Origin of the sequence: Corynebacterium pseudodiphtheriticum (assembly GCF_023509295.1) — a bacterium.
Lineage (GTDB): Bacteria > Actinomycetota > Actinomycetes > Mycobacteriales > Mycobacteriaceae > Corynebacterium > Corynebacterium pseudodiphtheriticum.
In genome coordinates, this window is the sequence record NZ_CP091864.1 from 2279116 (window position 1) to 2297014 (window position 17899).

The 17899-nt window shown below is 54.1% G+C and carries 18 protein-coding genes and 2 pseudogenes; 18 read left to right on the forward strand and 2 right to left on the reverse strand.

Features of this window, described 5'->3' with window-relative positions; translation table 11 throughout:
* Positions 1-55: 55 nt before the first annotated feature.
* Both L9H78_RS10185 and L9H78_RS10190 read left to right on the forward strand, forming a co-directional pair.
* Positions 56-1825 carry an alpha-keto acid decarboxylase family protein gene (locus L9H78_RS10185; protein ID WP_249620021.1) on the forward strand — a complete coding sequence of 590 codons (1770 nt, stop codon included), beginning with the start codon at positions 56-58 and terminating at the stop codon, positions 1823-1825.
* 207 nt (positions 1826-2032) lie between these two features.
* Positions 2033-3358, forward strand: a complete 1326-nt coding sequence (locus L9H78_RS10190) for an ATP-binding protein (protein WP_249620022.1) — start codon at positions 2033-2035, stop codon at positions 3356-3358.
* Here the strand turns inward: L9H78_RS10190 and L9H78_RS10195 are convergent.
* On the reverse strand, positions 3355-4785 hold the full coding sequence (locus tag L9H78_RS10195; protein ID WP_249620023.1) for an aldehyde dehydrogenase family protein: 1431 nt from the start codon (positions 4783-4785) through the stop codon (positions 3355-3357). The genes L9H78_RS10190 and L9H78_RS10195 overlap by 4 nt on opposite strands.
* Positions 4786-4984: 199 nt before the next feature.
* On the opposite strand from L9H78_RS10195, the gene L9H78_RS10200 reads away from it, so the two are divergent.
* The 4 genes from L9H78_RS10200 (at position 4985) to L9H78_RS10650 (ending at position 10384) form a co-directional block, all read left to right on the forward strand.
* The gene (locus L9H78_RS10200) at positions 4985-6016 is read left to right on the forward strand and encodes an LLM class flavin-dependent oxidoreductase (protein WP_249620024.1); all 1032 of its coding nucleotides are present in this window, start codon (positions 4985-4987) and stop codon (positions 6014-6016) included.
* A gap of 163 nt (positions 6017-6179) precedes the next feature.
* Positions 6180-9221 carry a fibronectin type III domain-containing protein gene (locus L9H78_RS10205; protein WP_249620025.1) on the forward strand — a complete coding sequence of 1014 codons (3042 nt, stop codon included), beginning with the start codon at positions 6180-6182 and terminating at the stop codon, positions 9219-9221.
* A complete protein-coding gene (locus tag L9H78_RS10210; RefSeq protein WP_249620026.1) occupies positions 9221-10249 on the forward strand; it encodes a S1 family peptidase in 1029 nt (342 codons plus the stop codon). Before L9H78_RS10205 ends, L9H78_RS10210 begins: the two co-directional genes overlap by 1 nt.
* 39 nt (positions 10250-10288) lie before the next feature.
* Positions 10289-10384 (forward strand): hypothetical protein, encoded by a 96-nt coding sequence (locus tag L9H78_RS10650; RefSeq protein WP_430622686.1) that lies wholly within the window; start codon positions 10289-10291, stop codon positions 10382-10384.
* A 633-nt stretch (positions 10385-11017) separates the two neighbouring features.
* On the opposite strand, the gene L9H78_RS10215 is transcribed toward L9H78_RS10650, so the two are convergent.
* Positions 11018-11659 carry a methylated-DNA--[protein]-cysteine S-methyltransferase gene (locus L9H78_RS10215; protein ID WP_249620027.1) on the reverse strand — a complete coding sequence of 214 codons (642 nt, stop codon included), beginning with the start codon at positions 11657-11659 and terminating at the stop codon, positions 11018-11020.
* Between the two features lie 69 nt (positions 11660-11728).
* Here L9H78_RS10215 and L9H78_RS10220 point away from each other — a divergent pair, with 69 nt between their 5' ends.
* The 12 genes and pseudogenes from L9H78_RS10220 (at position 11729) to L9H78_RS10260 (ending at position 17840) form a co-directional block, all read left to right on the forward strand.
* On the forward strand, positions 11729-12175 hold the full coding sequence (locus L9H78_RS10220) for a CrcB family protein (RefSeq protein ID WP_249620028.1): 447 nt from the start codon (positions 11729-11731) through the stop codon (positions 12173-12175).
* A complete protein-coding gene (locus L9H78_RS10225) occupies positions 12172-12561 on the forward strand; it encodes a fluoride efflux transporter FluC (protein ID WP_126844195.1) in 390 nt (129 codons plus the stop codon). The genes L9H78_RS10220 and L9H78_RS10225 overlap by 4 nt, the downstream gene beginning before the upstream one ends.
* 30 nt (positions 12562-12591) lie before the next feature.
* Positions 12592-12967 (forward strand): annotated as a pseudogene (locus L9H78_RS10610) (transposase).
* Entirely contained in the window at positions 12924-13517 is a 594-nt protein-coding gene (locus tag L9H78_RS10615) for an IS3 family transposase (protein ID WP_347276362.1), read from the forward strand. Before L9H78_RS10610 ends, L9H78_RS10615 begins: the two are co-directional and overlap by 44 nt.
* Complete coding sequence (locus L9H78_RS10620; RefSeq protein ID WP_347276363.1) at positions 13507-13743, forward strand: hypothetical protein; 237 nt, start codon at positions 13507-13509, stop codon at positions 13741-13743. The genes L9H78_RS10615 and L9H78_RS10620 overlap by 11 nt, the downstream gene beginning before the upstream one ends.
* A 118-nt stretch (positions 13744-13861) precedes the next feature.
* On the forward strand, positions 13862-14695 hold the full coding sequence (locus L9H78_RS10235) for a glycoside hydrolase family protein (protein ID WP_249620029.1): 834 nt from the start codon (positions 13862-13864) through the stop codon (positions 14693-14695).
* A gap of 21 nt (positions 14696-14716) precedes the next feature.
* Positions 14717-15688, forward strand: a complete 972-nt coding sequence (locus L9H78_RS10240; RefSeq protein WP_249620030.1) for an AMP-binding protein — start codon at positions 14717-14719, stop codon at positions 15686-15688.
* On the forward strand, positions 15667-16140 hold the full coding sequence (locus L9H78_RS10245) for a hypothetical protein (protein ID WP_249620031.1): 474 nt from the start codon (positions 15667-15669) through the stop codon (positions 16138-16140). The genes L9H78_RS10240 and L9H78_RS10245 overlap by 22 nt, the downstream gene beginning before the upstream one ends.
* Before the next feature lie 92 nt (positions 16141-16232).
* The gene (locus tag L9H78_RS10655; protein ID WP_430622755.1) at positions 16233-16706 is read left to right on the forward strand and encodes a beta-ketoacyl-[acyl-carrier-protein] synthase family protein; all 474 of its coding nucleotides are present in this window, start codon (positions 16233-16235) and stop codon (positions 16704-16706) included.
* Complete coding sequence (locus L9H78_RS10250; protein WP_249620032.1) at positions 16696-16953, forward strand: acyl carrier protein; 258 nt, start codon at positions 16696-16698, stop codon at positions 16951-16953. The genes L9H78_RS10655 and L9H78_RS10250 overlap by 11 nt, the downstream gene beginning before the upstream one ends.
* Positions 16954-16970: 17 nt before the next feature.
* Positions 16971-17504 (forward strand): hypothetical protein, encoded by a 534-nt coding sequence (locus L9H78_RS10255; protein WP_249620033.1) that lies wholly within the window; start codon positions 16971-16973, stop codon positions 17502-17504.
* Positions 17505-17640: 136 nt separating this feature from the next.
* Positions 17641-17840: pseudogene (locus L9H78_RS10260) on the forward strand (hypothetical protein).
* Positions 17841-17899: the final 59 nt, after the last annotated feature.

Here is a 17899-nt window from a genome sequence, read left to right on the forward strand (position 1 = left end):
ATAGTCTAATAGGTTTACGGGATCCGTCCCGTTTTCACAGAAGGGCTAGTACAACATGCGCATGACGATTGGCGATTTTCTCATCCGCCGCTTGCAAGAAATCGGCATCACTGAAGTTATTGGTGTGCCGGGTGATTTCAACTTGAACTGGCTGGAACAAATTGAAGCTGCCGACGGCATCCGCTTTGTGGGCAGCACCAATGAGCTCAACGCCGCGTATGCTGCCGACGGCTACTCGCGCGCCCGCGGGGTCTCGTGCCTTTTGACCACCTACGGTGTTGGCGAGCTCTCCGCACTCAACGGCTTGGCCGGGGCCGCCTGCGAGCACATCCCGATGGTCTCGATCGCCGGTGCTCCCCCGCTGTTTGCCACGGAAAAACGCTGGTTGCTGCACCATACGCTTGCCGACGGCAACTTCGGCAACATGCTCGATTCGCTGCGCCCATTCACCGCGCTGGCCGAGCGCATCAGCCCCATGAATGCGGTTACCGAAATTGATCGCGCGCTGCGGACCTGCCTGCGAGAAAAGCGGCCGGTGCACCTGCAGCTGCCCTCCGATATCTCCCACCTGAGTATCACCGTGCCGGAGGAACCACTGGATACCTCGCTCGAACCGTCGGATCCGGTGCAGCTCGAGGCCGTACTGGAGCGATTGGTGCAGGAATTCGCGGCCGCGGAAAACCCGGTGCTGCTCGTCGACCAGGACGCGCAGCGCCACGGGTTCTTAGATTTGTTTGCCCAGCTCGTCGACAAGATCCAGCTGCCGTATGCACAAATGGCTTCCGGCAAGGCGCTGTTGAGCGAGCAGCACCCGCTGTTTTTGGGCACCTATAACGGTAAGGCCTCGTGGCCGGGCGTGCGCGAGCGCGTGGAAGGCTCGGATTTCTTGCTCACCTGCACCCCACGGTTCATTGAGGTGAACTCGGGTAGCTTCTCGCATGATCTGCACGAAGAAAATATCGTCGATTTCGGTGACCAGCACGTAAATATTTATGGCGAGCACATCGTGGGCTTGGACACCAAGGAGGTGCTGGCCGAGTTACTGGAGCGGCTGCCGGCTGCCGACGGGGCTGGCTCGGGCACTAACGCCGCCGGAGAGAGCGCCGGAGACAGCGCGGGAGACAGCAAGGGAGAGAGCGCCGGAGACAGAGCAGCCAAGCAGCCCAGCAGCGTGAACCCGGAGGCAGTGCTGCCGGAGCCTTTTGAGGTGCAGGCTGGTGCCGAGCTGACGCAGGCACGCTTGTGGCCGCAGGTGCGAGAGTTCATCCGCCCTGGTGACACGGTTATTGCAGAGGCCGGAACCTCCAATATCGGTTTGGGACCGCAGCGGATGCCGGAGAATGTGCGCTACATCAACAGTGCTATTTGGGGTTCAATCGGCTATACCCTGCCAGCTCTGTTGGGCAGCCAAATGGCCGATGCCGACACGCGCCACCTGCTGTTTATCGGTGATGGTTCTTTCCAGCTGACCGCCCAAGAGTTGTCGACGATTCTGCGGGAAAAGCAAAAACCCATCATCGTGTTGCTGAACAACCGTGGCTACACCATCGAGCGCTACATCCTGGGCATGGACCGCGAGTATAACGACATCGCTGATTGGGCTTATCACAAGTTACCGGAGGTTTTTGCCCCCGGAACCGAGATGGTTTCCTATACCGCACGCACTGAAGACGAGCTTGCCGACGCCTTCACCGCTATTAATAACAGCGACAAGGGTGCGTTCCTGGAAATCCACCTGGACCCAGAAGACGCCCCAGCTGGCCTGCAGGCCTTCGGCCCGATGACCGCGGAATTCGACTACGGTCCGCGTGGGCCTAGGAACTAAGAGGTCCGGAATTGCAGTTGTTGTTATTTATTGAAACAACTAACAACAACTCAAAACAACTAGCAACAACTATTCTGAGCTGGGAAAATAACCAATTTCGCTGCCCTAAAACCGCACAAGTTGTTTCCAAGTTGTTTGCTAGTTGTTTTAGAAGAAGAACAGCCGCACAGAAAACAACTTCCTGGGGTTTTGTCTATATTCGACGCTATGGATGTCACGCCCACAAAACGTGATGGCACTAATTGCCGTGCGATGTCGGAAGAAGAACGCAGACTGATCCGTCGTATCCGCGAAGATGATGACTACTCCAATCGCACCTCGTCACTGCCAGTAGAAGACCTTCCCCTAGACGTCATTACTGAACTACGTCGACTATTACGTTCCTATCGTCAACGGCGCGGCATTGATGCGGCCACCCCTTCCGGTACTCACGCGCTTTTACGTGAAGTTGGTTTACTCAGCGATCACGGAATCCTCAAACGTGCTGGAGAAATTCTGCTTAGTCCAGCAGCACCCACCAAAGTAACGATTCGGCACCTCTGGCGCGTAATGCCCAGTTCAGATCCGCAAGTCACCGAATTTTGCTCACCGTTATTAGAAGCACTACCTGCGCTCCGGCGCCTCATCCTGGAACGAGCAAATCAAGAAATGGTGCGGGTGCAATTCAACACTGGGCAAGAGTCTGCAATTCCACGATTTCCTGCACAAGCTATCGACGAGGCCATCACCAATGCCATCATCCATCGTGACTGGCGTACGGAAATGCCAATTGTCATTGACCAATCACCGCGCATCATGAAGGTATGGTCACCAGGCCCGTTGGTTCCTGGTGTCGATGAAAATAGGCTACTGACAACGCAATCGGTCCCACGCAACGGACGGCTAATGGCAACCATGCGTTCAATTGGGCTAGCCGAAGAATCATCTCGCGGTTTTGATCGAATGTGGTTGGCGATGCTGAGCACTGGACGTGAAGTCCCAGAAGTAATAGCTACTGACGAATTTGTCGAAGTCATTTTTGCGGCCGGAAACCCTGATGTTGCTTTTATTAAAGCAATCCACGAGCTCCAAGAACGATTCAGTGACGAAGTAATCAATAATTTGAACACTATGCTTGTGCTGTGGAAACTCTGGCACGCACCACTTATCACACTCAAACAAACCGCACACAGCACCCAAACCTCTGCGCTCGAGGCCCGAGAACTGCTGAACGCGCTCGAAGGATTCGGGGTACTACAGCAGATTAACGGTTCCGATGAGTGGGTCATATCGGCAACCGCGGCCAAATTCTTCGGCCAGAAGTCTTCCAAAACACCGCTCGTCAGCATTCAAGAAAGAATCGAAGCCCAATTGCAGGATGGGAAAACGGTCGCAGCAGCCGAATTAGCAGAGCAATTCGGTGTTTCTCGTGGAGAAATAACCAACGTGCTACGACACCTGCGCGCGTTGGGACGCGCACAGGTCGATCCAGCCGGACCACAGCGGGGCTCGGGAACCCGCTGGATCGCAACAGCGCCAAACACTCCCCGCTAAGCGTTAATCGCTTGCGGGTAAGCCAACCCCTTCAACCCCTCAGTACCAAACTCCACGCCGTAACCGGAGGATTTAATACCACCAAACGGCACCCGCGGATCCACCGCACCATGCTTATTAATCCACACCGTGCCGGCCTGCAAACGCGTTGCCACCTCGCGGGCTTTCTGCGCATCCGCCGACCACACCGAAGCACCCAAACCCACGTCCAAGCTGTTGGCCCACTCAATCGCCTGATCCAACTCGGAATAGCGAATCAGCGGCACCGCCGGGCCGAACTGCTCTTGCGCAACCAATGGGTTATCCGGATCAATATCAGCCACGATCGTTACCGGATAGAAAAACCCCGGCGCATCATAATCCGGGTCACCACCAACTAGTACGCGTGCGCCAGCATCTCTTGCGGCTTTAACCAGGCCATCGACAATGTCGAACTGCGCTTTGTTCTGCAGCGGGCCTAGCACGTTGTTCTCATCAAGGCCATTGCCCATCGGCATCCGCTTGGCCACAGCTACCAGTGCTTCTGCCACCTCATCATAAATCGCATCCGGAACGTAGATACGCTTAGCTGCAGCACAGGTTTGCCCAGTATTGATAAACGCACCCCAGAACAGGTCTTCGGCAATCGCCTGCGGGTCGACGTCGTCAAGCACCACGGCGGCATCGTTACCGCCAAGCTCCAGGGTCAGGCGGGTGACGTTATTGGCAGAAGCCTCAATGATTTTCTTTCCGGTTTCCGTCGAACCGGTGAACATGATCTTGTCGACGTCCGGGTGGGTCGACAGGGCGGCGCCAACCCCACCCGAACCAGTGACAATGTGCAGCACATCTTTCGGCAACACAGTATTAGCAATGGCCACCAACGCACTGACCGATAGCGGGGTATACCCAGAAGGCTTGACGACGACGGTGTTTCCCATGCGCAGTGCTGGGGCGATTTGCCAGATGGTGATCATCATCGGCCAGTTCCATGGACCAATCGCGCCGACAACACCCAGCGCGCGGTAGTGCACGGTAGCGGTAATGTCATCATCAACGGCGGTGTAATCCGGTGATTCAAATGAGGCGGTTGCCCGCAACCACGCGGCACACGCGCCGACCTCGAAACGAGCATTGGGTCCGTTGAGTGGTTTACCTTGTTCTTGCGATAACAACGTGGCCAGTGGTTCTGCGGCTTGTTCAATGGCATCGGCGAATTTATTGAGCAGTTCGCAGCGGGCGTGATCGCCTTGGGCTTCCCAGGCTGGTTGCGCAGCACGCGCAGCAGCAATGGCCTCGTTGAGATCGCTTTCGTTTTGGACCTGGTAGGTGCCAACCAGCTCGCCGGTGGCGGGGTTGTGGATTTCGGCGGTGCCGTCGCTGCCACCGTCGGTGGTGATGGCGTCCATAATGGCGTCGTAAGTGGTCAGGGTATGGGTTTCGGACATGGGATGCTCCTTAGCCTCTGTTACCGGAGTTTCTATTGTGATCTGAGTGATTGTGATCTGAGTGCCAGCATATACAACAGACTTTCCTAGCGATAGTGCCGCGAGTCACTAAAATTAATTACCGGTCTACAATTTTCCACAGGGGCAAGAAAACCAAATGGGCCTCGCAACTAGTTGACACATCATCTATTATGGTGACATGAAGAAATTCGGATTCCTCAGCTTCGGCCATTACAAGTTCCCCGGCCAGCGTGAGCCTAATGCCCAGCAGACCCTCAAGCAGGGTCTGGAGCTTGCCGTGGAGGCAGACAAGATTGGCGTGAATGGCGCGTATTTCCGCGTGCACCACTTTGCCCCGCAGGGGGCGGCGCCGATGCCGTTGCTTTCTGCGATTGCCGCGCGCACCAAGCACATTGAGGTCGGTACCGGCGTGATCGATATGCGTTACGAAAACCCGTTGTACTTGGCAGAAGAGGCCGCCGCACTGGATTTGCTTGCCGACGGCCGGGTCGCGTTGGGGGTTTCACGGGGATCACCGGAGCCTGCGCACCGTGGTTGGGAGGCTTTCGGCTATACCGGTTCCGACGATCCGCGCGGGGCAGATCTTGCCCGGGAGAAGTTCGCGAAATTTATGCAGGGCGTGCGTGGTGAGGCCGTCGTCAAGTCTGCACAGGACCCGTATCCACCGATTTATCAGCCGGGCACTCCGCTACCGGTGATGCCGCATTCGCCTGGTTTGCAGCGCAATATCTGGTGGGGTGCTGGAACGAAGAAAACTGCCGAGTGGGCCGCTGAGCAGGGTGTGAACCTGATGAGTTCCACGTTGCTGACGGAGGCCACTGGTGAGGCTTTTGGTGATTTGCAGGCGGCGCAGTTGCAGGCTTATCACGAGGCGTGGAAGCAGGCTGGGCATGATTGGACGCCGCGGACGTCGGTGAGCCGCAGCGTGTTCCCGATTGTCAGCGACCGGGATCGTGCGTTGTTTGGCATGAGTGGCGGGAATGATCAGATCGGCATTATTGATGGTTATGAGTCCACGTTTGGTCGCACTTATGCTGGCGAGCCGGAGCAATTGATCGAACAGCTCAAAGACGACGCCGCCGTGATGGAGGCGGATACTTTGATGCTGACGATCCCGAACCAGCTGGGTGTGGATCTGAACCTGCGGCTTTTGCAGAATTTCGCTGAGCATGTGGCCCCTGCTTTGGGTTGGGAGCCGGCGAACCGTTAGTTCTTGGCGCCGATTTTTCGCATAGTACGCATCAACTTTTAAACGCAGTGCTAAATATCACCAAGGTTGGCCTGGCTTAAGTTCACAACCTAAGGCTAACCTTTAACTGATTTTCAATAGAGTTTCACTCTATTCCCACTTCCTTGAAAGGATTGCTCTGACTGTGAAAAATAATCGGCGCCTCTGGATGCAGGTAACGGTGGCAGGTTTGACCTCTCTGTCGCTTGGATTCGGCACACTCACTCCCGCACATGCACAGGACTTCACCCCTCCTCCGGCTGCTCAGGAGCCACAAGCCTCGACCGAGGATCAAGATACTTCTCGCGCAGAAGGTCCGAAGCTGACCGGCGTGCTCGCCGAAGGGCAGCTCATCACAGCACAATGGGAACTTGCGCCAGCAGAGTTTCAGACGAGCTATCACCAAGTGCAACTTTTGAAAGTGCAGAACGGAAAACCTGTCACTAGTAAGCCCGTTGTGGATCAATTCGTTGCTGGCAACGCAACACATTATCAGTTCGCAAACGTAGCACCTGGTGATTATGTGGTCCGCGTGTTTGCGGTGCGGGGTGTCGAAAATTCCCAGTTCAGCCAATCACGGATCCTGACCACCACTGACAAGCCACAGGCTCCTGAAGCACCACACAAGCCATACCTACAGCTCAAGAAAGGCAAGACGGCACGCGTCGAATGGGACCGCCGCTCTACAGGCAGCACCCGGATTCACACCTACGTTGTGAAATTGCAGCCTAATGATGGTTCTGGCCCTCTCGAACAAAAAGTTACGGGCACGAGCACGTATCCCGATAACTTCGCTGAATTCCCAAATCTAAAAGCTGGGGTTTCTTACACCGCGACGGTAGAGGCACAAAGTGCGACTGGAAATTCGCGACCTTCCGAAACCAGTGAACCACTTGTCGTCAGTGAAGATCCCAATCCGCAATTCACAGTCGATACCGACACAATCGACCTCGCCAAAGGCGGCGAATTCACGGTATCCGGTAAAGGATACACCGGTCCGGCTGCACAAGAAGGTGTCTACCTCGTATTTTGGGCTGCTTCTAAGTGGACCCCAGGAGAATTACCGCGCGACATCGAGAAAAAGGGCGTCTCGGTGCACATCAAGCCCGAAGAGATTGTCAATGGCACCTTCACCAAGAAGATTCAGATTAATCCAGGTGAAATCAGCCTCGTGCAAGGCGATTCCTATCAAATAGGCACCCTTGCTGGCGGAAAGATGCTGCCTATTGATCGTCGATTGGACCTCGCAAAACCAGTCAAACTCGCTTCCCAATCACTCGCAGAAGTCCAAGCAAGCGCCAAGAATGACACAGTAACCGCGCGGTGGAAGCTTGCAGAAAATGACAAACGCGGCTCAAGCATTCGCATCACGTTGTACCGAGAAAACGACGGACAGAACACTTATGTCAACCATCTCGACCGTGGTCCACAAATTTCCACCGCTGATTTTGTTGGCCGCCAGCCGGGAACGTACCGCGTAGGCGTGAAAGCCAACCTGAACCGCGATGAATTCGGTACGCCAGAATGGACCGAAGAAAAATTCAGCGAGACCGTCACCGTCGTCGATCCTGATGCGCCGCAGCCACCAGCAGCGAAGCCTGAAGGTCCAGCTAAACCAGAGGTTCCAGCACCAGCTGATCCTGCACCGAAACCATCGCAGCCAGCACCGTCGAAACCAGCTCCTGCGCCTGCGCCGTCCCAGGATCAAAAACCGTCCAAGCCAGCAAAGCCAGCACCGTCGACCCCAGCAAAGCCTGGGAAGCAAACACCAGAAAATAAGGCACTGAAAACCCCTGATGCTCCGCGCATCAGCCCGGCATCGGCGAAAGACTATTCCAAGGCCGGTTTGTTCTACTCGCTAGCTGGCTACGAGGACATCACGAAAGTTGAAGCTCGCCTGGTGCCTGTCGACGACAAAGGCAACCAGGAAAGCGACGCGTACATCGCCCCAAGCGAAATGGCTAATGGGTACGCTGAGTTCACCGGACTGAAGAAAGGTCAGCGCTACCGCGGTCAGATCAAGGTCATCACCGAAAAAGGCGAAACCGAGTGGTCTGCATATTCCGGAATCTTCCTGTCAGAAACCCCAGAACAAGGCATCGACCCTGACCTGACCCTGTTCCCAGAAACGCCGCTGGATAGCCGGAAAGCAAACACGATCACCGTCAACGGCAGCGGCTACCTGAACGGCAAAGAGATGGATCTCTATGTCCTGGAAGACGCCGACATTCCTGAAAACGGAATCTTCAACTCCGACACCGCGAAGAAAGCTCTGGCTTCTACGACGGCTAAGGTCACCAATGGTAAGTTCTCGCAGAACCTGGAAATTCCAGCTAATACGCTGAACCCGAAGAAAAAATACTTCGTGGTAAGCGTCGACAAGCACGGCAACCACGAATATGACTACGGCGTTTTGCTCAAGGTCAAAGACGGGGCAGTTGCCACTCCGACGCTGGATGTTTCTACAACGACGGTAAATGCTGCCACGGGTGGTGACATTACTGTCCGAGGTGCGGGGTTCGTCGGCGAAGGCGCCTCGCAGGGTGTCTACGTTGCGGTGTATAAGAAATCGCAGTGGAACGTCGGCAAGTCTGCACCGGTGGGCCGTCCAGTTGCCGCCGAATGGGTGCAGATGCGCGAGCTGAACAACGGCAGCTTCGTGAAGACAATCAACATTCCGGGCAACGTTTTGGACCCCAATGAGCAGTATGTGATCGGCACGCTGGCTGCGCATGCGTTGTCGCAAACCAACCGTGAGCTCGATACAGCCCAGGATCTCGTCGTCACTAACGGCCCGACTGCCCCAGCAATGCCAGAAGCACCACAGGCCCCGAACGTTCCAGGCGCGGCAGATGCCCCAGAAGGTCCAGGTGCACACCCAGCCCCGGCCAACCCAAGTGAACAGCCTGCACCAGAAGCTCCAGGCGAGCAGCCAAACCAAACCCCACAGGTGACGCCACCAAACGCCACCCCACCGAGCGCACCTACCCCGCCGAGCACGACCACACCAGACACAATCACCTCCAGCCCTTGGTTCAAGGCGATCGCCGCAGTGGGCGGAATTGGTCTTGTCTTTGCCGGCATCGGTGCTGCATTGCAGGGACTGCGCCACAACGTCCCGGTAATCAATGACTTCCTGACCAACCTGGAACGCACCATCCAGAACTTCTTCGGTGGGCGCCGCTAATGATTTCTCCCGCATTCAACCCCCGCAAGCACCGTGGCGTACTCGCTGTCGCTGCGTGCCTAACACTTGGCTTCACCAGCGGGCCACTGAGCATAAGTGAACCAGGAATCGCTGCCGCGCAATCCAGCTTTGGTTCCAGCAATGCTCCAGGTCCCGCCCCAAAGCCACAGCCTGCACCGGCACCGGCACCGGCACCGGCACCGAAGCCACAAGATACGGCACCACAGCCGCAGCCGCTGCCCAAGATGCCGAAACTCCCGCCGGTCCAACAACCAGAGCAACCACAGCAGCCGCCACAAGGGCAGCCGCAGATCGTCGAAAAGATCACCAAGGTTCCTATTTTCAGCCGGGAAGAAAACATCGAGTGGCACGAGGTCACCGGCCAGAAAATCTATGCCGAAGGCGAAGCTTTTCAGTTCCTGGAGCGCCCCGGAAAAATCACACCAGGTGCCCGGATTACGAACACCCGGTTGGGTTCATACTGCTCGGTGGGATGGATCGTCGAAAAGAACGGCGAACAGTTCATCCTCACCGCCGGGCATTGTGGCCGCGAAGGGGACGTCTTCAGCATCGAAGACCCCGAGGGCAGGCACCATGTAGTGGGAACGATGACCTATTCAGAGTTTCAGAATCATGGCGACATTGGACGCTACGACAAAGGGCTGATCAAAATCGACAATCCTGCGATGGTCGATGCTAGCCTGCAGCTTTTCTGGAAGAACCAAAAAATGATCACCGCTGCGGTGCAGAATACGGATTGGACAGAAGAGCACAAGCCGAGACTCTGCCGCATGGGTGCACGAACCGGGCTTTCCTGTGGACCATATTACGGAGTAGGCGCTGACGGGCAGTTGATTTACAACGCGATCTCTCTGCCCGGCGACTCCGGCGGACCGGTTTTTGCCACCCACAACGGGCATGCCTTTCCTATCGGAATCGTTTCCGGTGGCCTGAAAGAAGACGCTATCCATCAGGTTGCGCAACCGATTGCGCAATTCCTTAACGACGGCGGCTACACGCTGCTCTAACGCAGCGCTTTCGGTCCAAGCACCGGTAAGCATGCCGAGATGATCAATGCTTACCGACGCCCTCGAACAGGGGCCCACACAATATCTACCCGTGTAGCACAAGTGTGGGCCCGGAGCGGCTGGGAATCCGGTTGAATGGGCACCCAACCGGAGAGTCATTCATAGACCAAAGCGGAGATAGTGTTCATACTCGCTGGATGACTATGCTCCTTTAAAAGGAGTACTGGCCGACCAGTAGCTGATTACTATTACTCAGCGGTCAATCTAAAAATGTATAGTTGAACCTGCAGCAATGTAAAGAGGTTTAACATTGGGTAACGATAGCCGTTCTTCATCGCTTTGGGATTGGCCGCGATGGGCGCTTCCGTTCCCTGAAATTCTGCTGATCGCCGTATTGCAACTAACGAGTTGGGCACACTGCTCACTGAATGACTGTTCAGAAGGCCCCACCGATTTCACTACCGGCGGCAGCAACCTCTGGTGGTGGCAACTCATGAGTGTCGCCGCCATCGTGATCAGCACTATTTTCGCCGCGTTCCCACTACGCAGTCGTCTGCCAGAAATCAGCTTATTACTCTGGTCCGGATTTACTTGGTCGCTACAATTTTGGGCCTTTAACCAAGACCTAATCGATAACTACGACTTACAATTACTCTTATACCCAATCTCGGAATCCTGGAGAGCCGGTATCATCGTCACCGCGAGTTTATTCCTCCGAAAGAGCCTGCTCAAACGACGGTTAAACCAAACTCCATCTGCCCGAAGCAACTAAAACAACCGCCCGGCCTCCGCCGCGCTCGGCTCTTCATGCTGCAACAACCAGCGCTTTCGGTCCAAGCCACCGGCATAACCGGTCAAGCTACCATCAGCACCGAGCACCCGGTGACACGGCACAATCACACTCCACGGATTCCGCCCCACTACCTGCCCAACCCGCTGCGATAGCCCTACATTACCCATCTCACGCGCCAACGCACCATACGTCGTGGTCGAACCATACGCAATCCCCTGCAGCAGCCGCCAGACCTGCACCGAAAACTCACTTGCCGACGCCGCCACGTGCGCCCAATCCAAAGGCACCGTGAAATCCTGACGCTTGCCGACGAAATACTCCTCTAGCTCATTCCGCGCCTGGCACAGTATCCGGCGGATGCTTTCATCGCTGTTGCCAACGCCGTCCGCTGCGCTTTCCAGTTCACACCGTGGCCCGCACTCCGCAATATCTGGCACATGCTTGCCGCCACTGAAATACACCCCGACTAGCCCGTCGGCAGTAGCAACCACCATTACCTCACCAACCGGGTTCTTTCCCGGCGCGGAAAAACTCGTGTGCTGCACGCCGCCGTGCGTCTTTCCAGCAGACGAATTTTTACTGTGCGCATCCCTCATCTGCGGCTGGGAATCGTTCATAAACCCATTCTAGGGCGATCTGCTGGCAGCATTTCCGCCCGGCGCGGCGTCGTCGGTAGGATCGGCGCTGTGTTTCGCGAGGCCATGTTAATCGGGATCGGCGCCGCCATTGGTGCGCTCGTCCGGTTCGTTACCCTCGCGATTTTTGGCGAAGAGCTATTTCCCGTCGCCGTACTAGACATGATCGCCTGTTTCCTGATGGGCTATCTCGCACCCGGCCCGTTTGGCGGTGCTGGCATGCTGGGTGGCTTTTCGACGTATTCCGCCTTCGTCGGGCTCGCCTTCACAGAATTGGGCAGCCACCAGGTATTTTACGTCGCTGGGATTATCATTGCCTGCACAATCTGCTGGCTCGGTGGCGATCAGCTGCGCAACGTGTTGGATCTGCGCGAGAAAATGACACACTTTGTGCTCACCCATGGGCCCTGGGCGCACCCGGAGACGAACCCGCGCGTAAACCCGGCTTTCCGTGCCGCTGAAGGCGCTACGGGCGGCAAGGACGGTGAGAGCGAATGAATCTCGATATCAGCCTCACCGAAGCACTCTTGTCGACGGCTTCCGTCGCCGCCGGTGCCTTTGCTGGCGGTCTGGTACGTGGCTTGTTGAGCAAGCTGCGCGGCCGCTACACCGGAACCGCGTGTTCTAATATGCTGGCGTGTTTCGCACTCGGGATTATGTTGGCGCGCGTCGATCTGGGCGCGCTCGTGCACCTGCCATATTGGGAAATCGCTTTTGGTACAGGTTTTTGCGGTGCGCTTTCAACCCTGGCAACCCTGGCCCGCGAACTTGGGAATCTGACCTACGAACGGGCGTGGATCCGCTTGAGCCTCTATACCGTGTTCACGGTGCTCGGCGGGCTGGGCGCAGTCTGGCTGGGATGGTTGCTGGGCATGGCGGTCTGACAAGATAGACCTGAAAATCAGGATATTGAAGTGTCCCAGGTTTTGTTCCGTTTAAGTAGATGGGAAAATCTGGAACATGCCCAAAAAATTTGACCAGGATGCAAAGGACCGCGTAGTCCGCCTCGTGGAAGATCGCATCTTGGCGGAAAATATGTCGATGCAGGCCGCGTGTCAGGCAGTAGCCCCAAAGCTGGGAGTTTCATGGCACACGGCAAGACAATGGACCCAGCAGGCTCGCCGGGATGGCGATGTTACTCGTGCCGAGGAAGACGTGATTGCTGAAAACGCTAGACTACGTCGTGAAAACCAAGAGCTACGCGACACCAATGAGTTGTTGAAAGCTGCCTCGGCTTTTTCGCCTCATGACTCGACCCGAAACGTCGGAAATGATCCGGTTCATCGATGAATACCGGGATCGTTTCTCAGTCGAGTTCATTTGTGAGACGTTGAAGAACAATCGCGAAGGTGGCTTCATTACCTCGCGTGGATACCGCCAGTCCAAGGCCCGTGGGCTTAGTGCTCGTCGCCTTCGCGATACTGTGCTGGTTGAACGCATTAGTGCTGTTCATCAAGCTAATTACGGTGTCTATGGTGTGCGGAAAATGTGGCATGCTCTTCGCCGTGATGGAATCGATATCGGTCGTGAACACACCGCACGGCTGATGCGTTTGGCTGGTGTTTCTGGCAAAGGTAAAGGCCGTTCACCGGTGACCACTCGTAGGTCAAAGACGGTGGATACGCACCCGGATTTGGTGCAACGCGAATTCAACGCCGAAGCACCCAATAAGTTGTGGGTGGCCGATATTACTTACGTGCGCACGAAGAAAGGTTTTGTCTACACCGCGTTTGTCACCGACGTTTACTCCAGGCGGATCGTTGGGTGGGCGTTATCAGACTCGATGCGCACTTCAAGCACTGCCGCTGCACGCTCTCAACCAGGCGATAGTGTGTGCTGAAGAAACGACAGGTTTGGTGCACCATTCGGATCACGGGTCGCAATATGTCAGCGTGGTCTACAACGAGCGACTTTCCCAGCACGGCATCACAGCTTCCACCGGAAGTGTCGGTGACTGGTATGACAATGCTTTGGCTGAAAACGTGAACGGCTCCTACAAGAACGAGCTCATCCATACCCGCAAGTGGGATGATGTTGTCGAGGTAGAAAACGCGACATTCGAGTGAGTGTCATGGTGGAATGTGGAAAGGCTGCATCAAAGCTTGGGATACCGAACCCCGGTTGAGGTTGAAACCGAGTTTTGGGAACAAGATGAGTCTCGGGAAATAATAGAAAATAGGGTAAATGCCTAGGAACAAAACTCGGGGCACTTCAGTTCTTAGTTGGCGAAAATCTGCTTTAGCAACTGGCTGGTCAGCAGCTTATGTGGATTCAGTACAAAATACTGACCTTGAAAAATTTTCTTGGAGATTAGATCGCGGTATTGCGGGCATTTTATTGTCACTGCATGGTTGTCTCCCTACGCCTGGACTACAGGAAACTAAAGAGCAAGTTCTCTCTCTTCTAAGGTCCCGTGTCCTTGAGTGGTTAGACAAGAAAGTTGTGTATCGGAACGATGACAGGGGTCTTTTTGGAGGAACAGCGGGAGTGGCTTTTGCTCTTGCTACTGTGGGGGATCCTTCAGATATTGTCCTTGCCCAGAAACTTCTCTGGTTGGAGGCAGAGACTTATCAAGAGGTTTCAGGAGGGCTCTACTTTACGGATGAAACGAACCGATATCGGCCTTATTTCGATAGAGGTAACGCTGGACTTCTAGTGGCTGCTCTCAAGGTTCTTCCTCCTGATGATATCAACCGCGGACCGTGGCCATATATAGCTAGAGGCCTTTCTACGGGATTAGCGGTCGAACCCGGTCTCTCTCAAGGGACTGCGGGAATGCTTGCGGCTGCTAGAGTCCTATACTCTTCTGACAATAGGGGACTAATCCCTGAAAGCATCCTTTCGGGACTCGAATCGGATCTTCTTTCCTGCTTCATTCATACCCATGATGGATTAGTGATTCCAGGACAAATGTCACGGAGAGTCTCTCTTGATGGGATTCACGGGTTAGGTGGGTCTGTTCCGGTAGCTTGTGCTTCTAAAATTGGTGATTTGTTTAACGTACTTAAAATTGATTGAACATGAAGACTGGGAGAAAATATGCAAGTTTTACCTGTTTCAAGCTCAAAGGGTCTTTCCGGTTTATCGTTTCAGACTCGGACTATAGGCAATAAAATTCCGAATGAGGAATATGCAGGAGCAGTTTTATCGGCTATAAATGATTCTGATTGGCTCACTGTTGTAGGCGGGGGTGATGATGCAGTCCCCAGGGAGGTTTATGTTGCGAACTCTATCGCTTCTAAGGTTGAAGAGGATCCTCCAGTATTAATTCAGCACACCAGCGGATCCACTGGAAAGCCCAGGGCATTCGCGTTTACACGACATGCTCTCTGGAAACATGCACGTACAACTGCGGAGGTTATGGAGGTTGATCGTTCGACCCCTACTGCATTAGCTATTCGTCGCAACACTGCTTATGCCACTAGCGTTTTGCTTATGGCTAGTGAGTCATCCATTCCTGTACAGCTGTTTGATCCTACTGAGATTGGTCAATTTTTTGATGCTGCGCGTGAAGGAGCTACCGGGACGATCGATGGCGGTGTTCGATTTTGGCAAACGGTTATGGCCTTCCTTTCTTCTGACGAAAAACTTATTGATGCACTTTCAACTATAAGAGTGCGTGGCGTTGGCGGAGATCTTCTTCCGAAGAATTGTGAACAGTATTTTCGTGAACGGGGGATTCCCCTAAGTAATGGGTACGGGCTGACCCAGGCAGGGCCGAATGTTGCTATCAATATGAGAGGAGACTCACTGACTCCAGGGTCTTGCGGACCCCCTCTTCCTGGTGTGGAAATCGTTCTCCAGAAAGATGAGCTATATGTTCGTTCTCCTTTTCGGGCTAGCGCGGAGTTGATTGACGGGGTGCTCGTCCCTATTAGAGAAGTGGATGGAGAAGGCTGGCTGCAAACCGGGGATATCGCTAACATTACAGAGCAGGGGGACTTAGTTCCTATCGGTCGAGCTGAGAAGACTATGCAAAGGAGAAGTCCGTGGTTAAAACAGCGGTCTTAGAGAATGTGGTTACAAGTTCCGCTCGTGCGGAAGCGGCATTAGTCGGCTTAGGGGATCCGGTGTTGGACGTTAAATGGGAGGGGGGTAGCACTGGGGCTGAAAACCTTGTGAAATGCGTGAGAGCGCTTATCGAATCTGCTAAGCAAAAAGGGAATCCTATTGGTGGAAAGGTTGTAGTATTTCTGGGAAGTCAGTGTCATGGCGAGAATAAAGAGACGGCTGCATTTTACCCAACATCTCCTGTGCCAGAAATTAAAGGCCTGCTTCCGGGGGCCGTTGTAGAACAGGTGACGGTATCTCACGCATGTGCTTCTACTGGGATCGCAATAGGTTTGGCCTCAGATATGTGTAGATTTGGCGGATGTGATGCCGCGATCGTATGCGCCACTTCAATGGAAGGGGGGATTGAAGAAAACGCTTTCGTGAAGCGAGAGCATTGGGTACGCAGTTAAAACCTTTCGATCGTGAGGCAAATGGAACACGAGTATTTGGCTTTTCTGGAGCGTTATTGGTGCGTGCTCAAGCGAAGCCAAACTTTGGTTCTGTGACGGTTCAGGGTTGGCATGCCCGTAGTATTGGAGGTTTAAGCGGCTCCACACCGTCTGAAGAGCTGGAAGTCATGTCTCGGTCTGTAGAAAAGGCGGGTCTGGTTCCGAGGGTTGTATTTGCGCACGGAACAGGAACGGTCCAAGGGGACACTGCTGAGCTTGAGGCAATAGCCTCCTTCTGTGATAAATACGGCAAAAAAGCTACGGTTATAGGGAATAAAGGGGCTCTCGGCCATGCCGTTTTCGGTGCTGGCGTCGCCTCTGTAGCCTCAGCTTTACGGCTCATGAAAGGCTCTTCAATCATTGGGATGGCTGGATTAACCAATCCCCGTAGCACAGCGCCAAAAGTTCGACTAGTGTCAGGGGAAACTGAGTTCGTTCTCAATGACGATTCTCTACTGTTAAACTGCTTCGGATTTGGGGGCAGCAACGTGAGTATGGTACTAGAAAGGATTGACGATGATCGATAGTGCTGAGTTTCAGCGGTTTTTACTAGAAGAGAAAGAGCGTATCACCGAAGAGCCGTTTGCTGGAACGGAAATTGATGAATCGACCTCTCTTAAAGACGAGCTTGGGTTAGATTCACTCGCTCTCCTAGAGTTATGTTTGGTTATTAACCAGAAATATGGAACAGATATCAGCGATAGGCACACCGAAGATCTGTCCACCGTAGGTGACTTAATTCGAGTCGCGAATGAGACCCTTCCGGGTAAATAATTCGAAAGGGGCCATAGTTGCTAATTGTTCTCGCTGAAATACTGTTTTGGATTCTAATTGCGGCGGGGATGATGGTCCGCTATGGTTTGCGAAAACCTACGCTTAGCAAGATTTTGCTCTTAGCGGTCCCTTTGGTTGATGTTGCCTTAATATTCATTGTGATAGTAGAGCTTCGTGCTGGAAAGCCCGTAGAATTAGCGCATCAACTAGCGGGAATTTACTTGGGCATTAGTATTATTCTTGGGCCAAGTATAATTAAGTGGTGTGACAAAAAGGCATACTCTTGGCATGCGAAAATCCCGACTCAGAAACCTGAAAAACGCAGTTTTGCTATAGAAATGCGTTCTGAGCTTTTCTTTTTAGGAAAATGGATTGCGGCTATGGCCGTAGGTTTCTTTGTCAATAGAGGTCTCATGCTCTTGGCGGTTAATGAGAGTCAACAAGACGCCTTATCTCAGGCGAGTACAATGCCGTTCACTTCTGTACTATTCATTGCATTGTTTGGTCCTGGCTGGCTCTTGCTCTTTGGGACGGGGAAAGAAAAGGCATAGTTGTGAGAGAGCAGGCTTATTTACGGGGAATATGGACTGATTTAATCCCACAGGAAACAACCCCCTTTTACCAACGCTTTGTCGTGGAGAGCTGTCAGCGTGGTACCTGTGTTGGGGAGGTAGATTCACGACTGAAGTGTCCCAGGTTTTGTTCCGTTTGAGTAGATGGGAAAATCTTCGAACATGCCCAAAAAATTTGACCAGGATGCCAAGGACCGCGTGGTCCGTCTCGTGGAAGATCGCATCTTGGCGGAAAATATGTCGATGCAATCCGCGAGTCAGGCAGTAGCCCCAAAGCTGGGGGTTTCATGGCACACGGCTCGTCAATGGACTTAAGCCTGCTCGCCGTTCGGGAAATAATAGAAAATAAGGTAAATGCCTAGGAACAAAACTCG